The following is a 15,785-nucleotide window of genomic DNA, read 5'->3' as shown; positions in this document are numbered from 1 at the left end:
TCCGGCGCGGCTTCTCCACGCGTCCTGATTGCCGCCTCAGGGCAGAGGGCTTAGAAATCCCTTTGTCCCGAATGGCACTTTCTGCCGAGGAGTCCCCATGTTCGACAAGATCCTGATCGCCAATCGCGGCGAGATCGCCTGCCGCATCATCAAGACGGCGCGGCGGATGGGGATCGGAACGGTCGCGGTCTTCTCGGATGCCGATCGCGATGCGCTGCATGTCGAGATGGCCGACGAGGCTGTGCATATCGGCCCGGCGCCGGCGGCGCAGTCCTATCTGCTGATCGACCGGATCATCGCCGCCGCCAAGGCGACGGGGGCCGACGCGATCCATCCGGGCTACGGCTTCCTGTCGGAACGCGCCGCCTTCGCCGAGGCGCTGGTGGCGAACGGCATCGTCTTCATCGGCCCGAACGCCAGGGCGATCGAGGCGATGGGCGACAAGATCGCCTCGAAGAAGGTCGCCGCGGCGGCCAATGTCTCGACCGTGCCCGGCCATCTCGGCATCATCGAGGACGAAGACGAAGCGGTCACGATCGCCCGCCAGATCGGCTATCCGGTGATGATCAAGGCCTCGGCCGGCGGTGGCGGCAAGGGCATGCGCATCGCCCATTCCGACGCCGAGGCGCGCGAGGGCTACCGCCTGTCGCGCTCCGAGGCGCGCTCTTCCTTCGGCGACGACCGGGTCTTCATCGAGAAGTTCATCGTCAATCCGCGCCATATCGAGATCCAGTTACTCGCCGACAAGCACGGCAACGCGATCTATCTCGGCGAGCGCGAATGCTCGATCCAGCGCCGCAACCAGAAGGTCATCGAGGAGGCGCCGTCGCCGCTGCTCGATCCGGCGACGCGCAGGGCCATGGGCGAGCAGGCGGTCGCGCTGGCGAAAGCCGTCGGCTATGATTCGGCCGGAACCGTCGAGTTCGTCGCCGGCCAGGACAAGAGCTTCTTCTTCCTGGAGATGAACACGCGCCTGCAGGTCGAGCATCCGGTGACGGAGCTCGTGACCGGCATCGACCTGGTCGAGCAGATGATCCGCGTCGCCGCCGGCGAGCGGCTCGCCATCGCGCAGAAGGATGTCCGGCTTGAGGGCTGGGCGATCGAGAGCCGCATCTATGCCGAGGATCCCTATCGCAACTTCCTGCCCTCGATCGGCCGGTTGACGCGCTACCGGCCGCCGGCCGAGGCGATCCAGGAAGGCATCACCATCCGCAACGACACCGGCGTCGTCGAGGGTTCCGAGATCTCGATGTTCTACGACCCGATGATCGCCAAGCTCTGCACCCACGCGCCGACGCGGGAAGAGGCGATCGAGGCGATGGGCGTGGCGCTCGACGATTTCGTCGTCGAGGGCATCCAGCACAACGTGCCGTTCCTGTCGGCGCTGATGGCGCATCCGCGCTGGCGCGAGGGAGAGCTCTCGACCGGCTTCATCGCGGAAGAGTTCCCGGAGGGATTCCAGGGCGTTACGCCAGATGCTTCAACGCTCGCGCGGCTGGCCGCCGTCGCGCTGACGATGGAAATGCTGCGCAAGGACCGGCTCGACCGGCTGAGCGGCCGGCTGGGGCCGCATACGGGCCATTGGCGCGAGCATTGGGTGGTGGCGATCGGCGGCACCATGGTCGAGCTGTCGAGCCCGGGCGGGCTGGTGCAGGTCCCGATCGAGGTCGAGGTTGTGCTGCCGGGTTCGAACGAGCCCGTCACCATCCTGTCGAACTGGCTGCCCGGCGATCCCGTCTGGCAGGGCGCCTTCGACGACGAGGTCTTCACCGTGCAGGTGCGGCCGGCGCCTTCCGGCACGCGGCTGCTCTATCGCGGCGTCGACGTCGTGGCGCGGGTGATGACGCCGCGCGTCGCGGCGCTGCACCGGCTTATGCCGGAGAAGAAGCCGGCCGACACGTCGAAGTTCCTGCTCTGCCCGATGCCGGGCCTCGTCGTCTCGGTGGCGGTCGAGGAGGGGCAGGAGGTCAAGGCGGGCGAGACGCTGGCGATCGTCGAGGCGATGAAGATGGAAAACGTGCTGCGCGCCGATCGCGACCTGACGGTCGAGCGCATCGCCGCCAAGCCCGGCGACAGCCTCGCCGTCGACGCGGTGATCATGGAATTCGCCTGAGCCCGGGGCGGGCGCTCAGTCGCTCTCGGCCGCCAGCAGGCTGTCTTCCTTGACGTTCATCTGGTTGCCGCGCCACTCGAAGCCGCTGCCGCTGACGGCGGCAATCCAGAGCGCAGGCAGCGAGGCGTCGCGCAGCACCCAGGCGAGCGGCGACCAGCGTGAGCAGTGCCAGCCGAGGCTCCTCGCCATCAGCGCCTCGGCGCCGTACCAGGCGAAGGCGAGGAGGGGCGGGATCCAGGCGGAAAGCGTGCCCTCGATCGCGAGCAGGACCGTCAGCCCCACCGGCAGCAGGCCGCCCAGCACCAGCTCCATGCCGAACAGGGCCGGGAAGGTGACGCGCCGGAGCCGCGCCCAGCGCAGCTGGCGGCGCCAGACCGCCTGCAGGGCGCGGGCGCCGAGCGGCTGCGCGAAGGGATGGCGCACCAGACGGACGCGCTGGTCGTTGGCGCGGATCGCCTTGGTGGCGGCGGCGTCCTCGGCCGGGTCGGCGGCGAGCGCGGCGATGCCGCCATGGCGATCGAGGTTCTCGCGCCGCCAGAGCATCGACTTGCCCTGCGCGAAGCCCTGGCCGACGGCGTCGGCGGCGAGCTGCCAGCGCGCCTGGTAGGTGTTCAGATAGGCGCATTCGAACTCGGCGCCGAGATTGTCGGGCTCGCTGCCGAGCGGCGGCGAGCAGACGAGACCGGTGGTCGCGTCCCAGCGCTCCAGCATGCGGTCGAGATAGTCCGGCGGCATCAGCACGTTGCTGTCCGCCATGACGATCCATTCATGCCGCGCCGCGATCCAGCCCTTGGCGAGATTGTTGAGCTTCGGGTTGATGCTGATCCGGTCGTCGCCGACGAGGAGCCGCGCCGGCACAGCCGGATAGCGCGCCATCAGATCGCGGATCACGGCATTGACGGGATCCGAGCGGCTGGCGACGCAGAACACCAGCTCGTAATCGGGATAATCGAGCCGGAAGCCGGAGCCGAGCGTCCGCTCGATCGCGTGTTCCTTGCCGCAGACGGGGCGCAGGATGGTGATCGGCGGCTGGCCATGCAGCGGCGATGTCTCGTCGGGACGGGCCCGGCAGCGCAGCGTGACGATGGCGATGCTGCCGAAATGGACGAGGGCGGCGACGAGGCAGAAGGCCTGGGCGAGCAGGAGGGCGATGCTCATCGCGATGCCTGCGCTGGAGAAGGGGCTGAGGACCGCGGCAAGGCTTGTCGGCTCCTGGATCATCGGCACGGGCCCGATCGGAAATGCGAGCGGGACCGCGATGCGACACCGGCGCGAATCAGGCGCGCGCCTTCCTTTCCTCCTCGCGCAACCGCGTGACGTTCTGATGAAGGCGCGCTGGCGAAGGCGGCGGCTGGGCGCTTGACGCTGCGGGCTGGAACGCGCAAGCCGTGTGCGTCCCCCACGTTCAGTACGGACTGCATTGATCCATGACTGCTCCAAGCCTGACCGCACCAAGCCTGACGGCGCTCGTCGACCTCGACGGCACGCTAACCGATCCCTATCCCGGCATCAGCGCCTCGATCCTCTACGCACTGGAGCGACTCGGCCATCCGCCCGCCGACGAACTGGCGCTGCGCGCCGCCATCGGGCCGCCGCTGGAAGGCAGCTTCGCGACCATGCTTGGCGGCGATGCCGTCCTCGCCAAGCAGGCGCTCGGCCATTATCGCGAGCGCTTCGGCACGGTTGGCCTCTTCGAGAACGCCGTCTATGGCGGCATTCCGGAGGCGCTGGGCGCGCTGCGGGAATCGGGCGTGCGGATGTTTCTCGCCAGTTCCAAGCCGCGTGTCTTCTGCGAGAGGATCCTCGACCACTTCGAGCTGACGCCGTTCTTCACGACGGTGCATGGCTCGGAATTCGACGGCCGCCTCGGCGAGAAGGAGGAGCTGATCGCCCATATCCTCGCGGTCGAGGGGATCGATCCCGCGCATTGCGTCATGATCGGCGACCGTCGCTACGACATCGAGGGCGCGCGGGCGAATGCGATCAAGGTCGCGGCGGTCGGCTGGGGGTATGGAACGGCGGAGGAGTTCGAGACGTTTCCGCCGGACACGATCGTGCCCAGCGTCGCGGATCTGGCGCCGGCCGTGCTGAGGTTGCTGCGCGGAGAGGGCTGATGGTCGTCCGTACCGTCCATGCGAGGATTTCCGGCCGCGTCCAGGGCGTCGGCTACCGGGTCTGGGTCGCCGACGAGGCGGTGGCGCGCGGCCTTTCCGGCTGGGTCCGCAATCGCCGCGACGGCGCGGTCGAGGCCGTGTTTTCCGGCGAAGTCGCCGATGTGGCGGCCATGCTGGATGCCTGCGGCGACGGCCCGAGGATCGCCCGCGTCGATGCCGTGGTGGTCGAGGACCTCGCGACGGCGGAGACGGGTGCGTTCCGGGTTCTGCCGACGGCGTGAGAAGGGCGATCGGAGAGCCGAGACCTTGCTCCCGAACCACATTCCCAAAACTGGACCATCATCCTGAGGTGCCCGGCGAAGCCGGGCCTCGAAGGAGGGTCCAGGGAATGCCCGTGCGGTAGACCACGAGGCACATTCGCCGGACTTCGTCTAAACTGGAGAGCGTCCCGCTGGACCCTCCTTCGAGGCTTCGCTTACGCGAAGCACCTCAGGATGATGGCGGAGCCGGTTGATCGGCCTGCTAGCGCCGCTCCGTCACGCCGAACAGCATCTCGAACTCGCGCCGCAGCACGGCGTCGACTTCCGGCATCGTGACGATGCGGCCGAGATCGGCCAGGCTGGTGACGCCGTGGCCATGCACGCCGCAGGGCACGATGCCGTCGAAATGGTCGAGCGTCGGCTCGACGTTCAGCGAGATGCCGTGGAACGTCACCCAGCGCCGCACGCGGATGCCGATGGCGGCGATCTTGTCCTCGGTGCTCGGCCCCTTGTCGGGCCGCCGGACCCAGACGCCGACGCGGTCGTCGCGTCGCTCGCCGCGCACGTTGAAGCCGTCCAGCGTCTGGATGATCCATTGTTCCAGCGTCGCCACGAACAGGCGCAGATCCTGCCGCCGGCGGTTCAGGTCGAGCATGACATAGGCCACGCGCTGGCCGGGGCCGTGATAGGTGTATTGGCCGCCGCGACCGGTCTGGAACACGGGAAAGCGGTCGGGCGCGATCAAGTCTTCCTCGTGCGCGCTGGTGCCGGCCGTATAGAGCGGCGGATGCTCGACCAGCCAGATCCGCTCCGGCGCCGTTCCCGCCGCGATGGCCGCGACGCGCGATTCCATTTCGGCGACCGCGTCCGGATAATCGACGGGCGCCTCTTCGATCACCCATTCGACGGGCGGGCTGCCTTCCTTCGGCAGCAGCGAGGCATGGAGGTCATCGCGGAGGGTCATGGCGTTCTCTCGACCGGCGGCGGCCGGTCCTTCGTGGTGTCGGTTCTCATGTCGGTCGATCCGGTCCTAGCGCAAGGGTTCATAGCGCAAGGGGGACCGGACTTCACGTGCCGAGGCGGGCAGGGCGGATGCCGTCGCCTGTGGATGAATTCAAACAACGTTCGAAGCCGCTTGTTTCGTCGAAGGTCATTTGCTACATCCCACCTCGCGCCGGACAACACACCGGCTTGGGTTTCGCGGTCGTGGCGGAATTGGTAGACGCGCAGCGTTGAGGTCGCTGTGCCGAAAGGCGTGGAAGTTCGAGTCTTCTCGACCGCACCAAACCCAAATGCAAAAATCCTCGCAAAGCGGCGGCCCTCGGGCCGCTGTTTTTGTTTCTGGCCTTCGTTTCCGGCTCTGGCTGGAACGGAAGGGCGCCGCTCCGGGTTCTCTTTCCAGTCGCGGTTTTGCCGGCTTCGGTCGGGCCGGATCGCAATCCTGCGATAAAGCCGGCGCGGTCATCGTTTTTCCTTTGCCCGAACAAACTTGGGCGCTAAAGCTCGCGCGAAACCTCCCCTTAAATCTCCTGCAAGCGTTCCAGAGGGGCCATGTCGGACGAGATGACCACCATCGAACGCAATGATCGCCCGGCGGAAGGCATCCCGCCGCTGCGCGACGAGAACGACAACGTTTCCTCGATCTATCTCGATGCGCTCGGCGCGGCGATCGAGGCGGGCGATGCGGAGCGGGCGCGCGCGCTCACCGAGGATCTGCACGAAACGGACGTCGCCGCGATTCTCGAGGCGCTCGATCCGGACCAGCGTCCCGCCCTGATCCAGCTGCTCGGCGACGCGTTCGACTTCACCGCCCTGACGGAGCTCGACGAGGCGGTCCGTGTCGAGATTCTGGAGGAGCTGCCGTCCGAGACCGTCGCCGAGGGCGTGCGCGAGCTCGATTCGGACGACGCGGTCTACATTCTCGAAGACCTCGACAAGGCCGATCAGGACGAGATTCTCGCCCAGATCCCATCCGTCGAGCGGCTCGCGCTGAAGCGCGGCCTCGACTATCCCGAGGAAAGCGCCGGCCGGCGCATGCAGACCGAATTCATCGCCGTGCCGCCGTTCTGGACGGTCGGTCAGACGATCGACTACATGCGCGAGGCGGAGGATCTCCCGGAGGAGTTCCACGAGGTCTTCGTCATCGATCCCGGCTATCACCTGCTCGGCACGGTGTCGCTGAACCAGCTACTGCGCGCCAAGCGCCCCGTGAAGATCGCCGATCTCGTCAGCGAGGCGCGCCATCTGGTGCATGCCACCGACGACCAGGAAGAGGCGGCGCGGCTGTTCCAGCGCTACAACCTGATCTCGGCCGCCGTGGTCGACGAATCGGACCGGCTCGTCGGCCTGCTCACCATCGACGACATCGTCGACGTCATCCAGGAAGAGGCCGACGAGGACATCAAGCGCCTCGGCGGCGTCGGCGACGAAGAAGTCTCTGACAAGGTCTGGTCGATCGCCAAGAGCCGCTTTCCCTGGCTCTTCATCAACCTCGTCACGGCGGTTCTCGCCTCCTTCGTCATCGGCCTGTTCGAGGGGCAGCTACAGAAGATGGTGGCGCTCGCGGTTCTGATGCCGATCGTCGCCAGCCAGGGCGGCAATGCCGGCACGCAGACGATGACGGTGGCCGTTCGCGCCATCGCCATGCGCGAGCTCGGCCCGCACAACGTGCTGCGCGTCATCGGCCGCGAGCTGGCGGTCGGCGTCTTCAACGGCTTCCTGTTCGCGGCGATCGTCGGCACCATGGCCGTCTATCGCTTCGGCATCCTCGACCTCGGCTTCGTCATCGCGGCCGCGATGATCATCAATCTGATCGCCGCCGCGCTCGGCGGCATCCTGATCCCGCTGGCGCTGAACCGGCTGAAGATCGATCCGGCCGTCGCATCGAGCTCGTTCGTGACGACCATTACCGATGTCGTCGGCTTCTTCTCATTTCTGGGCTTCGCCGCCCTGTGGTTTGGCTGGAACTAGCTTCGCCGGGCCGGTGAAAGCGGCCGGCGTCGGCGTGTCGCAGTGGTCGCTGAGCTTCGGCGACAGCCAGGCGAGCGCCGGCACGATCGCCTGCGACCAGTTGTTCCAGTCGTGCTGCCCGGGTCCGATGCGCAGCGACGTCTCGTAGCCGGCCTTGCGCAGCGCGACATGCAGCGCCGCCGATCCCGTGATGATGCCGAGACCGTCGCGATCGCCCGCGGCGAGCCAGAAGGCGGGCCGGTCGGCGCGGTCCTTGTCGCGCTCGACGCGTGGGAAGATGTTGTCGGCATTGAAGCGCTTGACGTCGAACGGATTGCCGAAGGCGCCGTCGTAGAAGGTCTGGCCGCGCTCGATGCGCTCCTTGTCGCCCGGATCGATCGTCGGCGCGATCGCGCCGGAAAGGCTGATGACGGCGGCGTAGCGGTCCGGGTGGTCGAGCGCGAAGAGCGCCGCGCCATAGCCGCCCATCGACAGGCCGCCGACGGCCCGGCCGGTCCGGCAGGCGGCGGTCGGCAGGGCCTGGTCGACGGCATGGACGAGATCATCCGTCAACGCCTGTTCGACATTGCCGGCGCCGCCGGGATCCGGATTGTCGACGAACCAGCTCTCGCCGCCGCCATCCGGCATCACGACGACGAGGGGGCGGATCTCGCCCGCCGCGATTTTTCCGTCCAGCGTTTCGGCGATTTTGCCCTGGTCGAGCCAGTCATCCGCGCCGCCGCCGCCACCATGCAGCAGGTAGAGCACCGGCCACCGCGTGCCCGGCGCCGGCTCGCCTGCCGGCCGGTAGAGCGTGTAGGCGACCGGGCGGCCGAGCGCCGCACTGTTCGCAAGCTGATGGCGCTCGACGACGCCGTGCGGGGGCGGGGCGGCATGCGCGGTTGCGATCAGGCCGGCGGCGCAGAGGAGCGAGCCGCCGAGCGTCGCGGACAGGCGGTTGGACATGATGGGTTTCCAGCGTGGCGGGGGATGAGGCACGCCGGGAATATAGGCCGGCGGCCGGCGCCGTCAGCGGGCGGCCCACGCCGGTCACGCGGACGTGATGGTCGGGTTCGGCCTTCGCGCCATGTTTCCCAACTGGACAAATTGTGACCGCGCATTGTCGGCGACTGATCGACTTTGAGCGAGAATTCGTTAGACCGATGCGCAGCGAAGCGGACTGCTTCGCGCCATGACGCATTGCAGGAAGAATCAGGATTGACCACGAGCGAGATCAGGACCGGTGTCATCGGACTCGGGTATTTCGGTTCCTTCCATGCCAGGCAGCACGCCGCCAATCCGAAAGGCCGGCTGGTCGCCGTCGTTGACGCCCATCGCGAGCGGGCCGAGACGGTCGCCGCCCAGTATGAGGCAACCCCGCTCACCGACCACCGCGACCTGATCGGCAAGGTCGATGCCGTGTCGATCACCGTGCCGACCTCGCTGCATCATGCCGTCGCCGCCGATTTCATCGATGCCGGCGTCCATGTGCTGATCGAGAAGCCGATCTGCGACACGCCGGAATCGGCCCGCGACCTGATCGCGCGCGCCGAGGCCAACAATGTCGTCCTGCAGATCGGCCATATCGAGCGCTTCTCGCCGGTGTTCGGCCTGCTGCGCGACAAGGTGCGCGCGCCGCTCACCGTCGAATGCGTGCGGATCGGGCCGTGGAAGGGCAGGGCCATCGACGTTGACGTCGTGCTCGACCTGATGATCCACGACATCGACCTGGTACTGGCGCTGGTGAACTCCGAGGTCGTCGCCGTCGAGGCGATGGGATCGCCGGTGCTGGCGCCGACCAATGATTTCGCGCAGGCGCAGCTGCGCTTCGCCAATGGCACGGTGGCGCATCTGCATGCGAGCCGCATCGCCGACCGGGCGGAGCGCACCATCAAGGTCGTCGAGCCGGATCTCTACTGGTCGGCCGATCTCGCGGCGCGGACAGTGGCGTCCTTCCCGCGCGGCCATGCCGTGCTGGCGCCGGACGAGATCGCGGTTCCGCCGAGCGACAATCTCGCGCTCGAGATCGACTCGTTCCTCTCTTCCATCGCCGGCTCGCGCCGGCCCGTCGTCGACGGCAAGGCCGGGCTCGACGCCCTGGTTGTCGCCGACATGATCATTCAGCGTATCGGACAGGCGAAGCGGCCCGCTTCCTCCGTCCTTATTGGAGAACAGCACTGATGGCGTCCAACCCGCAGCCGGCCGTCGTGGCCGCCTCTGACCGCATCGGCTTCTTCGATCTGCAGCGCCAGCAGCGCCGGATCCATGACGACGTGCGCGCCCGCATGGACGCCGTGCTGGTGCACGGCCAGTTCATCCTCGGGCCCGAGGTTTCGGAACTGGAGACCAAGCTCGCCGCCTTCGCTGGCGTGCCGCATGCGATCGCCGTGTCGAGCGGCCGCGACGCGCTGATGATCGGCCTCATGGCACTCGGCATCGGCCCCGGCGACGCCGTCTTCGTCCCCGCCTTCACCTTCGCCGCCACGGCCGGCGCGGTCTGCTCCGTCAATGCGACGCCGATCTTCGTCGACGTCGACGCCGAGACCCGCAACATGGATCCCTCCGATCTCGAGCGCGCCATCGCCGAGGTGGTCGCTGCAGGCCAGCTGAAGCCGCGCGTCGTCATGCCGGTCGATCTCTACGGTCTGCCGGCGGATTACGAGGCGATCGGCAAGATCGCCGCCCGCTACGACATGACCGTCTTCTCGGACGCTGCGCAGAGCTTCGGCGGCCGCTCGGGCAACAGCCGCGTCGGCGGCATGGCGCCGATCTCGGCGACCAGCTTCTATCCGACCAAGCCGCTCGGCTGCTATGGCGACGGCGGCGCGATCCTGACCGACAATGACGAGCTGGCCGACGCCGTCCGCACGCTGCGTTCGCATGGCCGCCAGGGCACGGGCGACGTCGCGGTCCGCAACGGCATCACCGGCCGCCTCGACACGCTGCAGGCGGCGGTCCTGCTCTCCAAGCTGACGATCTTCGAGGAAGAGCTCGAGCGTCGCGACCAGATCGCCCGGCGCTATGACGCGGCGCTCGCCGGCAAGGTCGGCGTGCAGAAGCGTCCGGCCGGCTATTTCAGCGCCAACGCGATCTACACGATCACCGTGCCGAACCGCGACGCGCTGAAGGCAGAGCTCGATGCGCGCGGCATCGGCAACGCCTTCTTCTATCGCCTCGCCCTGCACCAGCACCCGGCTTTCGGCGAAGTGCCGAAGCGGCCGCTGCCGGTTTCCGAGACGCTGGCCGACACCGTCATCAGTCTGCCGATGCATCCCGACCTGACCGACGAGGAAGTCGAGCGGGTCATCGAGGCGGTGCTTTTCGCGACGGCCTGAGATTGTTTCAAATCTGGAACCGCAGCGGAATGCTTCCTTAACGGGTCCGCGCTAAGAGGGCTCCCAGGCCGGAATGGCTGGGGAGCCACACTTCGCCATGAAACTCGACGTGCCGACCCTGTTGGTCGTTCTGGCGGCCATGAGCCAGATGGCATGTCTCTCGCTCATGTCGAACTGGCTGAAGTCCCGCCCCGAGCGCCATGTGCGGCTCTGGGCGTTGGCGCTGCAGATCGGCGCGCTGAGCTGCGTGCTCCTGCTGCTGCGCGGACGCATTCCGGACTGGCTCTCGATCGGCGTCGCCAATGCCGGCACCTTCGTGACGCTCGGCATCGCGTGGAACGGCGCCAGGGCCTTCAACGGCCGGCGCCCCCGCTGGCTGCCGGTCTTCATCGCTCCCGCCCTCTGGCTGATTTCGCTGCAATTTCCGGTGATCGGCGGTTCGATCGCCTATCGCGTCGCCATCAGTTCCGTCCTGATGGCGCCTTTGTCCGCGGCGCTCGCCTGGGAGATCTGGGCGAGGGGCAGGGACGCGCTGGTCTGGCGCGGTCCCTTCGCCTGCGTCCCAGCCGCCCACACGCTGTTCCTGCTCGTGCGGACGGTCTGGGCCCTGACGACCGACGTGCCGCCCGATCTGCTGCATGGCGGGTCGCTGCTCAGCCTCGGCATTCTCGAGCCGATCCTGATGATGTTCGCCGCCACCATCATCGGGCTGCGGCTGACCGACGAGCGGCTCAAGAACATGCTGAAGCGGGCGGCCTCCGTCGACGGGCTGACCGGGCTGCTGAACCATGGCGCCTTCATGGATCTCGCCCGAGAGCAGGTCGAGCAGACCCGCAAGGCGGAGGAGGCCGTCACGCTGCTCCTGTTCGATCTCGATCGCTTCAAGCAGCTCAACGACCGATATGGCCATGCCGCCGGCGACGCCGCGCTGAAGCTGTTCGCGGGGATAGTGCGACAGCGAACGCGTGACAGCGACCTCGTCGGCCGCGTCGGCGGCGAGGAGTTCGCGGCGCTTCTCGTCGGCTGCGGCGCCGACCGGGGCCGTTTCGTGGCCGAATGCATCCGGGCCGACATGGCGTCCGAGCCGGTCGTCTTCGCCACGCACCGCATCCAAGTGACGGTGAGTATCGGCGTCATGACGGTGAGCGGGCCGAAGGCAGATTTCGAGAGCCTGATGGTTCTGGCCGACGAGGCCCTCTACGCGGCGAAGCGCGGCGGTCGCGATCTGGTCTTCCAGGCGGCAAGCTAGAGCGTCCGCTTGCCGGCCTCGCGGCAAGAAAGTGCGCTGAAACAAGGCATTAGAGCATTTCATCGTTTACATGGAACGCGAGAACGCCCTGGCTTGACGCTGTCCCGCCCGCGCCCGATGCTGCTGGCCGAATTTCCTGGAGAATCCCCATGCACACGCTCACGGCGCACGGCGCCACCATTCCGGCGATCGGGCTCGGCACCTGGATGCTGACCGGCGAGGCGGCCACCACCTCCGTCGCCGCCGCGATCCAGGCGGGCTACCGCCATATCGATACGGCGATCGGCTATGGCAACGAGACGGAAGTGGGCGAGGGCCTGCGCCAGTCCGGCGTCGCGCGCGACGAGATCTTCGTGACCTCGAAGATCCCGCCTGACCAGCTCGGCGCCGACGAGATGCTGCGCGCTGCCGAGGGCAGCCTCGAGCGGCTCGGCATCGACCAGCTCGACCTCCTGCTGATCCACTGGCCGAGCCAGACGCTGTCGGCGGCCGAGACGATCCGCTCGCTCAACCGCGTCAAGCAGCGCGGCCTGACCAAGCATATCGGCGTCTCCAACTATACGATCCGCCTGCTCGACGAGGCCTGGGCGGCGACCGAGGAGCCGATCGTCGCCAACCAGTGCGAGCACCACCCCTATCTGAACCAGGACAAGCTGCGCGCCGCGACCGACAAGCACGGCATGATCTTCGTCGCCTATTCGCCGCTCGGCCAGGCCGGCGTGCTCGACGAGCCGGAGATCAAGGACATCGCCGGCCGCTTCGGTCGCACCCCGGCGCAGATCGTGCTGCGCTGGCAGCTGCAGAAGGGCTTCGTCGCCATTCCGCGAAGCACGCATCCGGCCCGCATCCGCCAGAATCTCGACGTCGAGGGCTTCGACCTCTCGGCCGCCGACATCGCGGCGATCGACGAGCTGCGCAGTGTCGGCACCCGCATCTGCGATTACGACATCTCGCCCGAATGGGATTGAGGCTAGGGCGCTAGGGGATGTTCTTTTACGCCGCCAAGCTGATCTGGTTCCTGCTGCAGCCTTCGGCGGCTCTGTTGATCGCGCTCGCCGGCGGCGTGCTGATCATCGGGCTCGGCGGCTACCGGTTCGGGGCCGTCCTGGTGCTGCTGGCGACGGTCGGGCTGCTGGTGGCGGGTTTCTCGCCGCTCGGACCGGCCCTGCTGCTGCCGCTGGAAGAGCGCTTCCAGCGGGTCGAGCCGGAGGGGCCGGTGACGGGCATCCTCGTTCTCGGCGGCGGCATCGATCAGCATGTCGGCGAGCGGCGCGGCACCATCGAGCTGACGGAAGCTGGCGACCGGATGACCGAGGCGGTGGCGCTGGCGCGACGCTTCCCCGAGGCGCGGGTCGTCTTCAGCGGCGGCTCGGCGGAGATCATCTCCGACGGCTATACGGAAGGGGCGGCGGCGCGCCGCTTCTTTCGCGCCATGGGCCTCCCCGACGATCGCGTGACGATCGAGGACGCCAGCCGCAACACGGCCGAGAACGCCCGCTTCACCGCGGCGCTGGTCGGCGCCCGGCCGGACGAACGCTGGCTGCTCGTCACCTCCGCCTTCCACATGCCGCGCGCCATGGGAAGTTTTCGCGCGGCGGGGTGGTCGCCCTTGCCCTGGCCGACCGACTATCGCACGCGCGGATCCGAGGATCTCTACCGGCCGATCTGGCGCCCGTCGCTGGGGCTGTCGCTCGTCGACGTCGCCGCCAAGGAGTGGGTGGGCCTTCTCGCCTATTGGCTGACCGGGCAGACGGACGCGCTGTTTCCTGGACCGTTGCGCGACCCGGGAGCCTAGAGCGTTCCGTCCTATTCGACGATGTCGGAGCCGGGCGCGTCGGCGACGGGATGGCCGATCCGGTAGACGCCCTTGAAGTCGCGCGGATCGACCGGCTTGCCCTTGCGCAGGATCGACACCTTGCCCTCTTCGGCGAGCCGGACGGCGATTGCGCGGATCGGCACCATCTGCAGGCGCCAGATCTTCTCGTCTCCACCCGCGACCGCGCGTGCCACTTCCGTGGGGTCGACGCTCTTGCCGGCGGGCAGGGCGGCGAGGAGGTCGAGCAGGGTCGACTGGAGTTGCTCGTGGCTGATGCTGGTTTTCATGGTTGGCTCTGTCGTGCTGCTTCGATGACGATCCTGGCCGAATCCGAGAAAAACTGGCGATGCAGCTGCACGCCGGCGACGACCAGCGTCGTGACGATCAGCGCCCAGCCGTTCACGAACCAGCCGAGATAGCCGATCGAGAAGAAGAAGGCCCGGAGGCCGTGATTGAAATGGCGTCCGGCGGTGATGGTGAAGACCGCCGCCCGCTCGGCCGCCGCGATCGTCTCCGCCTCGCTGGAATGGGCGGCCGTCGGCGTCGCGCCGATCAGGATCGAGGCATAGTTGAACAGCCGGTAGGACCAGCCGAACTTGAAGAAGGCATAGCCGAAGATCAGCATCAGGCCGATCACCTTGGCTTCGAACAGGCCCTTCGGCACCTCGTCGCCGAGGGAAAGGTCGCGCATCACGCCATAGACGTGGTCGGCGGCGTTCAGGAGCGCGAAGCAGCCGCCGATGGCGATCAGCGAGGTCGACGCGAAGAAGGCCGTGCCGTTCTGCAGGCCGCTCATGATGCCGGTGTCGATCATGCGCAGGTCGCGATGCATCATCGTCCGCATCCACTGCCGGCGCTGGAAATCCATCGCCGAGGACAGCGTCCTGCCCGTGCCGGACATGCGGTGCAGGATCACGGAATAGAGTAGCCAGCTGGTCGCGAAGACCAGGATGGCCACGGTGTCGATCGCGGAAATATCAAACACGATTGCGGCGCTCCCCCCTGCCACAGACTAGGCCGCAATCGTGCCAAACCGGCTATGCCGGTGCAACACGTGCGTCAGCGCGGCGAGATCAGCTTGGCGATCGGCTTGCGCAGCGTCACGCCGACGACGATGACGATCAGTCCGAGTGCGCCGAAGATCGGCTCGCGCGTGATCATGCCGGCGGCGGTAAAAACGAGGCCGGCAATGATGCCGCTCATCGCCACGCGGCTCGCCGTGATGTCGAGTGTGGTCTTCTGGTCGGTCATCTTGGCCTCGTGAAAGGGTGCGGTGCAGAGCATTCCGGCCGAATTCCTGCATGGAGTCTCGGGCCGTCCGGGGCAGTCTATGTCACGCCGCGTCGCCCACGCCACGCTTTCCCGACGAGGGCGGAGCGCCTATGGTGACGCCGGCGCGGCATCCAGACAGGCTCATAGGCCAGTCCGAGGTCGAGCGCCAATTCAACCTTGTGGAAAAATCGCCGCGGCGCCTGTCGCCGGCCGGCGCGAGGACTAGTGTCTGGGCATGGCCCTGCATCTAATCAAGCTCTGTGTCGGCGTCGAGACGCTCGAGGAACTGACCGGCTGGATCGCCGACGACATCGCCCGTCAGCGTGGGCTGGGCATCGAGCCCGAGGACACGCACACCACGCGCATGATGCCGAAGCGGATCCCCGAGATCCTCGATGGCGGCTCGCTCTATTGGGTCATCAAGGGCCAGGTCCAGGCGCGGCAGCGCATTCTCGACCTGCAGGCGGTCACCGGATCCGACAATATCCAGCGCTGCCGGATCGTGTTCGATCCCGAGGTGGTGCCGACCGAATGGCAGCCGAAGCGGCCGTTCCAGGGTTGGCGCTACCTGCTGCCGAAGGATGCGCCACGCGATCTCGCCGCGATCGGCGGCAGCGCCGGCGACGAATTGCCGGCGGCGCTGAAGGCCGAACTCGCCGAGCTCGGCCTTCTCTGAG

At 67.6% G+C, this 15,785-nt stretch carries 16 protein-coding genes and 1 tRNA gene; 11 read left to right on the top strand and 6 right to left on the bottom strand.

Translation table 11 applies throughout. From position 1 onward, the window contains the following. Positions 1 to 97 precede the first annotated feature (97 nt). The gene (locus AC6HZP_RS15495; RefSeq protein ID WP_497523594.1) at positions 98 to 2,113 is read left to right on the top strand and encodes an acetyl-CoA carboxylase biotin carboxylase subunit; all 2,016 of its coding nucleotides are present in this window, start codon (positions 98 to 100) and stop codon (positions 2,111 to 2,113) included. Between the two features lie 15 nt (positions 2,114 to 2,128). Here AC6HZP_RS15495 and AC6HZP_RS15490 read toward each other — a convergent pair whose 3' ends face one another. Then, the gene (locus AC6HZP_RS15490) at positions 2,129 to 3,271 is read right to left on the bottom strand and encodes a ceramide glucosyltransferase (RefSeq protein WP_497523593.1); all 1,143 of its coding nucleotides are present in this window, start codon (positions 3,269 to 3,271) and stop codon (positions 2,129 to 2,131) included. 269 nt (positions 3,272 to 3,540) lie between these two features. Here AC6HZP_RS15490 and AC6HZP_RS15485 point away from each other — a divergent pair, with 269 nt between their 5' ends. Further along, positions 3,541 to 4,227, top strand: coding sequence for an HAD hydrolase-like protein (locus AC6HZP_RS15485; RefSeq protein WP_497523592.1), 687 nt, complete (start codon positions 3,541 to 3,543; stop codon positions 4,225 to 4,227). Next, positions 4,227 to 4,508: an acylphosphatase gene (locus tag AC6HZP_RS15480; RefSeq protein ID WP_497523591.1), complete on the top strand. Its 282-nt coding sequence runs from the start codon at positions 4,227 to 4,229 to the stop codon at positions 4,506 to 4,508. Before AC6HZP_RS15485 ends, AC6HZP_RS15480 begins: the two co-directional genes overlap by 1 nt. Before the next feature lie 241 nt (positions 4,509 to 4,749). Here the strand turns inward: AC6HZP_RS15480 and lipB are convergent, their stop codons facing one another. Next, positions 4,750 to 5,451: a lipoyl(octanoyl) transferase LipB gene (gene lipB / locus AC6HZP_RS15475; protein WP_497523590.1), complete on the bottom strand. Its 702-nt coding sequence runs from the start codon at positions 5,449 to 5,451 to the stop codon at positions 4,750 to 4,752. A 236-nt stretch (positions 5,452 to 5,687) separates the two neighbouring features. Between lipB and AC6HZP_RS15470 the strand changes: the two genes are divergently transcribed. Both AC6HZP_RS15470 and mgtE read left to right on the top strand, forming a co-directional pair. Beyond that, positions 5,688 to 5,772 (top strand) — tRNA-Leu (locus tag AC6HZP_RS15470). A gap of 278 nt (positions 5,773 to 6,050) precedes the next feature. Further along, the gene (mgtE, locus tag AC6HZP_RS15465; RefSeq protein WP_371813036.1) at positions 6,051 to 7,457 is read left to right on the top strand and encodes a magnesium transporter; all 1,407 of its coding nucleotides are present in this window, start codon (positions 6,051 to 6,053) and stop codon (positions 7,455 to 7,457) included. Here mgtE and AC6HZP_RS15460 read toward each other — a convergent pair. Further along, the gene (locus AC6HZP_RS15460) at positions 7,416 to 8,402 is read right to left on the bottom strand and encodes an alpha/beta hydrolase (RefSeq protein ID WP_497523589.1); all 987 of its coding nucleotides are present in this window, start codon (positions 8,400 to 8,402) and stop codon (positions 7,416 to 7,418) included. The genes mgtE and AC6HZP_RS15460 overlap by 42 nt on opposite strands. A gap of 252 nt (positions 8,403 to 8,654) precedes the next feature. Here AC6HZP_RS15460 and AC6HZP_RS15455 point away from each other — a divergent pair, with 252 nt between their 5' ends. The 5 genes from AC6HZP_RS15455 (at position 8,655) to AC6HZP_RS15435 (ending at position 13,815) form a co-directional block, all read left to right on the top strand. Then, positions 8,655 to 9,617: a Gfo/Idh/MocA family oxidoreductase gene (locus AC6HZP_RS15455; RefSeq protein WP_497523588.1), complete on the top strand. Its 963-nt coding sequence runs from the start codon at positions 8,655 to 8,657 to the stop codon at positions 9,615 to 9,617. Further along, positions 9,617 to 10,771, top strand: coding sequence for a DegT/DnrJ/EryC1/StrS family aminotransferase (locus tag AC6HZP_RS15450; protein WP_497523587.1), 1,155 nt, complete (start codon positions 9,617 to 9,619; stop codon positions 10,769 to 10,771). The genes AC6HZP_RS15455 and AC6HZP_RS15450 overlap by 1 nt, the downstream gene beginning before the upstream one ends. Positions 10,772 to 10,868: 97 nt before the next feature. Beyond that, complete coding sequence (locus AC6HZP_RS15445; RefSeq protein ID WP_497523586.1) at positions 10,869 to 12,020, top strand: GGDEF domain-containing protein; 1,152 nt, start codon at positions 10,869 to 10,871, stop codon at positions 12,018 to 12,020. Between the two features lie 149 nt (positions 12,021 to 12,169). After that, the gene (locus AC6HZP_RS15440; RefSeq protein ID WP_497523585.1) at positions 12,170 to 12,988 is read left to right on the top strand and encodes an aldo/keto reductase; all 819 of its coding nucleotides are present in this window, start codon (positions 12,170 to 12,172) and stop codon (positions 12,986 to 12,988) included. A 17-nt stretch (positions 12,989 to 13,005) separates the two neighbouring features. After that, entirely contained in the window at positions 13,006 to 13,815 is an 810-nt protein-coding gene (locus AC6HZP_RS15435; protein WP_497523584.1) for a YdcF family protein, read from the top strand. 11 nt (positions 13,816 to 13,826) lie between these two features. Here AC6HZP_RS15435 and AC6HZP_RS15430 read toward each other — a convergent pair whose 3' ends face one another. The 3 genes from AC6HZP_RS15430 to AC6HZP_RS15420 form a co-directional block, all read right to left on the bottom strand. After that, positions 13,827 to 14,123 carry a DUF3253 domain-containing protein gene (locus AC6HZP_RS15430; RefSeq protein ID WP_201400015.1) on the bottom strand — a complete coding sequence of 99 codons (297 nt, stop codon included), beginning with the start codon at positions 14,121 to 14,123 and terminating at the stop codon, positions 13,827 to 13,829. Next, a complete protein-coding gene (locus AC6HZP_RS15425) occupies positions 14,120 to 14,821 on the bottom strand; it encodes a DUF599 domain-containing protein (protein ID WP_201400014.1) in 702 nt (233 codons plus the stop codon). Before AC6HZP_RS15425 ends, AC6HZP_RS15430 begins: the two co-directional genes overlap by 4 nt. A 74-nt stretch (positions 14,822 to 14,895) precedes the next feature. Then, the gene (locus AC6HZP_RS15420) at positions 14,896 to 15,087 is read right to left on the bottom strand and encodes a hypothetical protein (protein WP_201400013.1); all 192 of its coding nucleotides are present in this window, start codon (positions 15,085 to 15,087) and stop codon (positions 14,896 to 14,898) included. A 256-nt stretch (positions 15,088 to 15,343) separates the two neighbouring features. Here AC6HZP_RS15420 and AC6HZP_RS15415 point away from each other — a divergent pair, with 256 nt between their 5' ends. Further along, positions 15,344 to 15,784 carry a DUF1489 family protein gene (locus tag AC6HZP_RS15415; RefSeq protein ID WP_201400012.1) on the top strand — a complete coding sequence of 147 codons (441 nt, stop codon included), beginning with the start codon at positions 15,344 to 15,346 and terminating at the stop codon, positions 15,782 to 15,784. Position 15,785: the final 1 nt, after the last annotated feature.

The organism is Kaistia sp. SLG-1 (genome assembly GCF_059699055.1).
Note: the sequence above shows the minus strand (reverse complement) of the source record. Positions and strands in the feature narration are given on the sequence as shown.

Excerpts from the sequence above, each read along its gene's own strand:
- AC6HZP_RS15495 (WP_497523594.1), top strand. The coding sequence starts at position 98 with ATGTTCGACAAGATCCTGATCGCCAATCGCGGCGAGATCGCCTGCCGC.
- AC6HZP_RS15490 (WP_497523593.1), bottom strand. The coding sequence starts at position 3,271 with ATGAGCATCGCCCTCCTGCTCGCCCAGGCCTTCTGCCTCGTCGCCGCC.
- AC6HZP_RS15485 (WP_497523592.1), top strand. The coding sequence starts at position 3,541 with ATGACTGCTCCAAGCCTGACCGCACCAAGCCTGACGGCGCTCGTCGAC.
- AC6HZP_RS15480 (WP_497523591.1), top strand. The coding sequence starts at position 4,227 with ATGGTCGTCCGTACCGTCCATGCGAGGATTTCCGGCCGCGTCCAGGGC.
- lipB (WP_497523590.1), bottom strand. The coding sequence starts at position 5,451 with ATGACCCTCCGCGATGACCTCCATGCCTCGCTGCTGCCGAAGGAAGGC.
- mgtE (WP_371813036.1), top strand. The coding sequence starts at position 6,051 with ATGACCACCATCGAACGCAATGATCGCCCGGCGGAAGGCATCCCGCCG.
- AC6HZP_RS15460 (WP_497523589.1), bottom strand. The coding sequence starts at position 8,402 with ATGTCCAACCGCCTGTCCGCGACGCTCGGCGGCTCGCTCCTCTGCGCC.
- AC6HZP_RS15450 (WP_497523587.1), top strand. The coding sequence starts at position 9,617 with ATGGCGTCCAACCCGCAGCCGGCCGTCGTGGCCGCCTCTGACCGCATC.
- AC6HZP_RS15445 (WP_497523586.1), top strand. The coding sequence starts at position 10,869 with ATGAAACTCGACGTGCCGACCCTGTTGGTCGTTCTGGCGGCCATGAGC.
- AC6HZP_RS15440 (WP_497523585.1), top strand. The coding sequence starts at position 12,170 with ATGCACACGCTCACGGCGCACGGCGCCACCATTCCGGCGATCGGGCTC.
- AC6HZP_RS15435 (WP_497523584.1), top strand. The coding sequence starts at position 13,006 with ATGTTCTTTTACGCCGCCAAGCTGATCTGGTTCCTGCTGCAGCCTTCG.
- AC6HZP_RS15430 (WP_201400015.1), bottom strand. The coding sequence starts at position 14,123 with ATGAAAACCAGCATCAGCCACGAGCAACTCCAGTCGACCCTGCTCGAC.
- AC6HZP_RS15420 (WP_201400013.1), bottom strand. The coding sequence starts at position 15,087 with ATGACCGACCAGAAGACCACACTCGACATCACGGCGAGCCGCGTGGCG.
- AC6HZP_RS15415 (WP_201400012.1), top strand. The coding sequence starts at position 15,344 with ATGGCCCTGCATCTAATCAAGCTCTGTGTCGGCGTCGAGACGCTCGAG.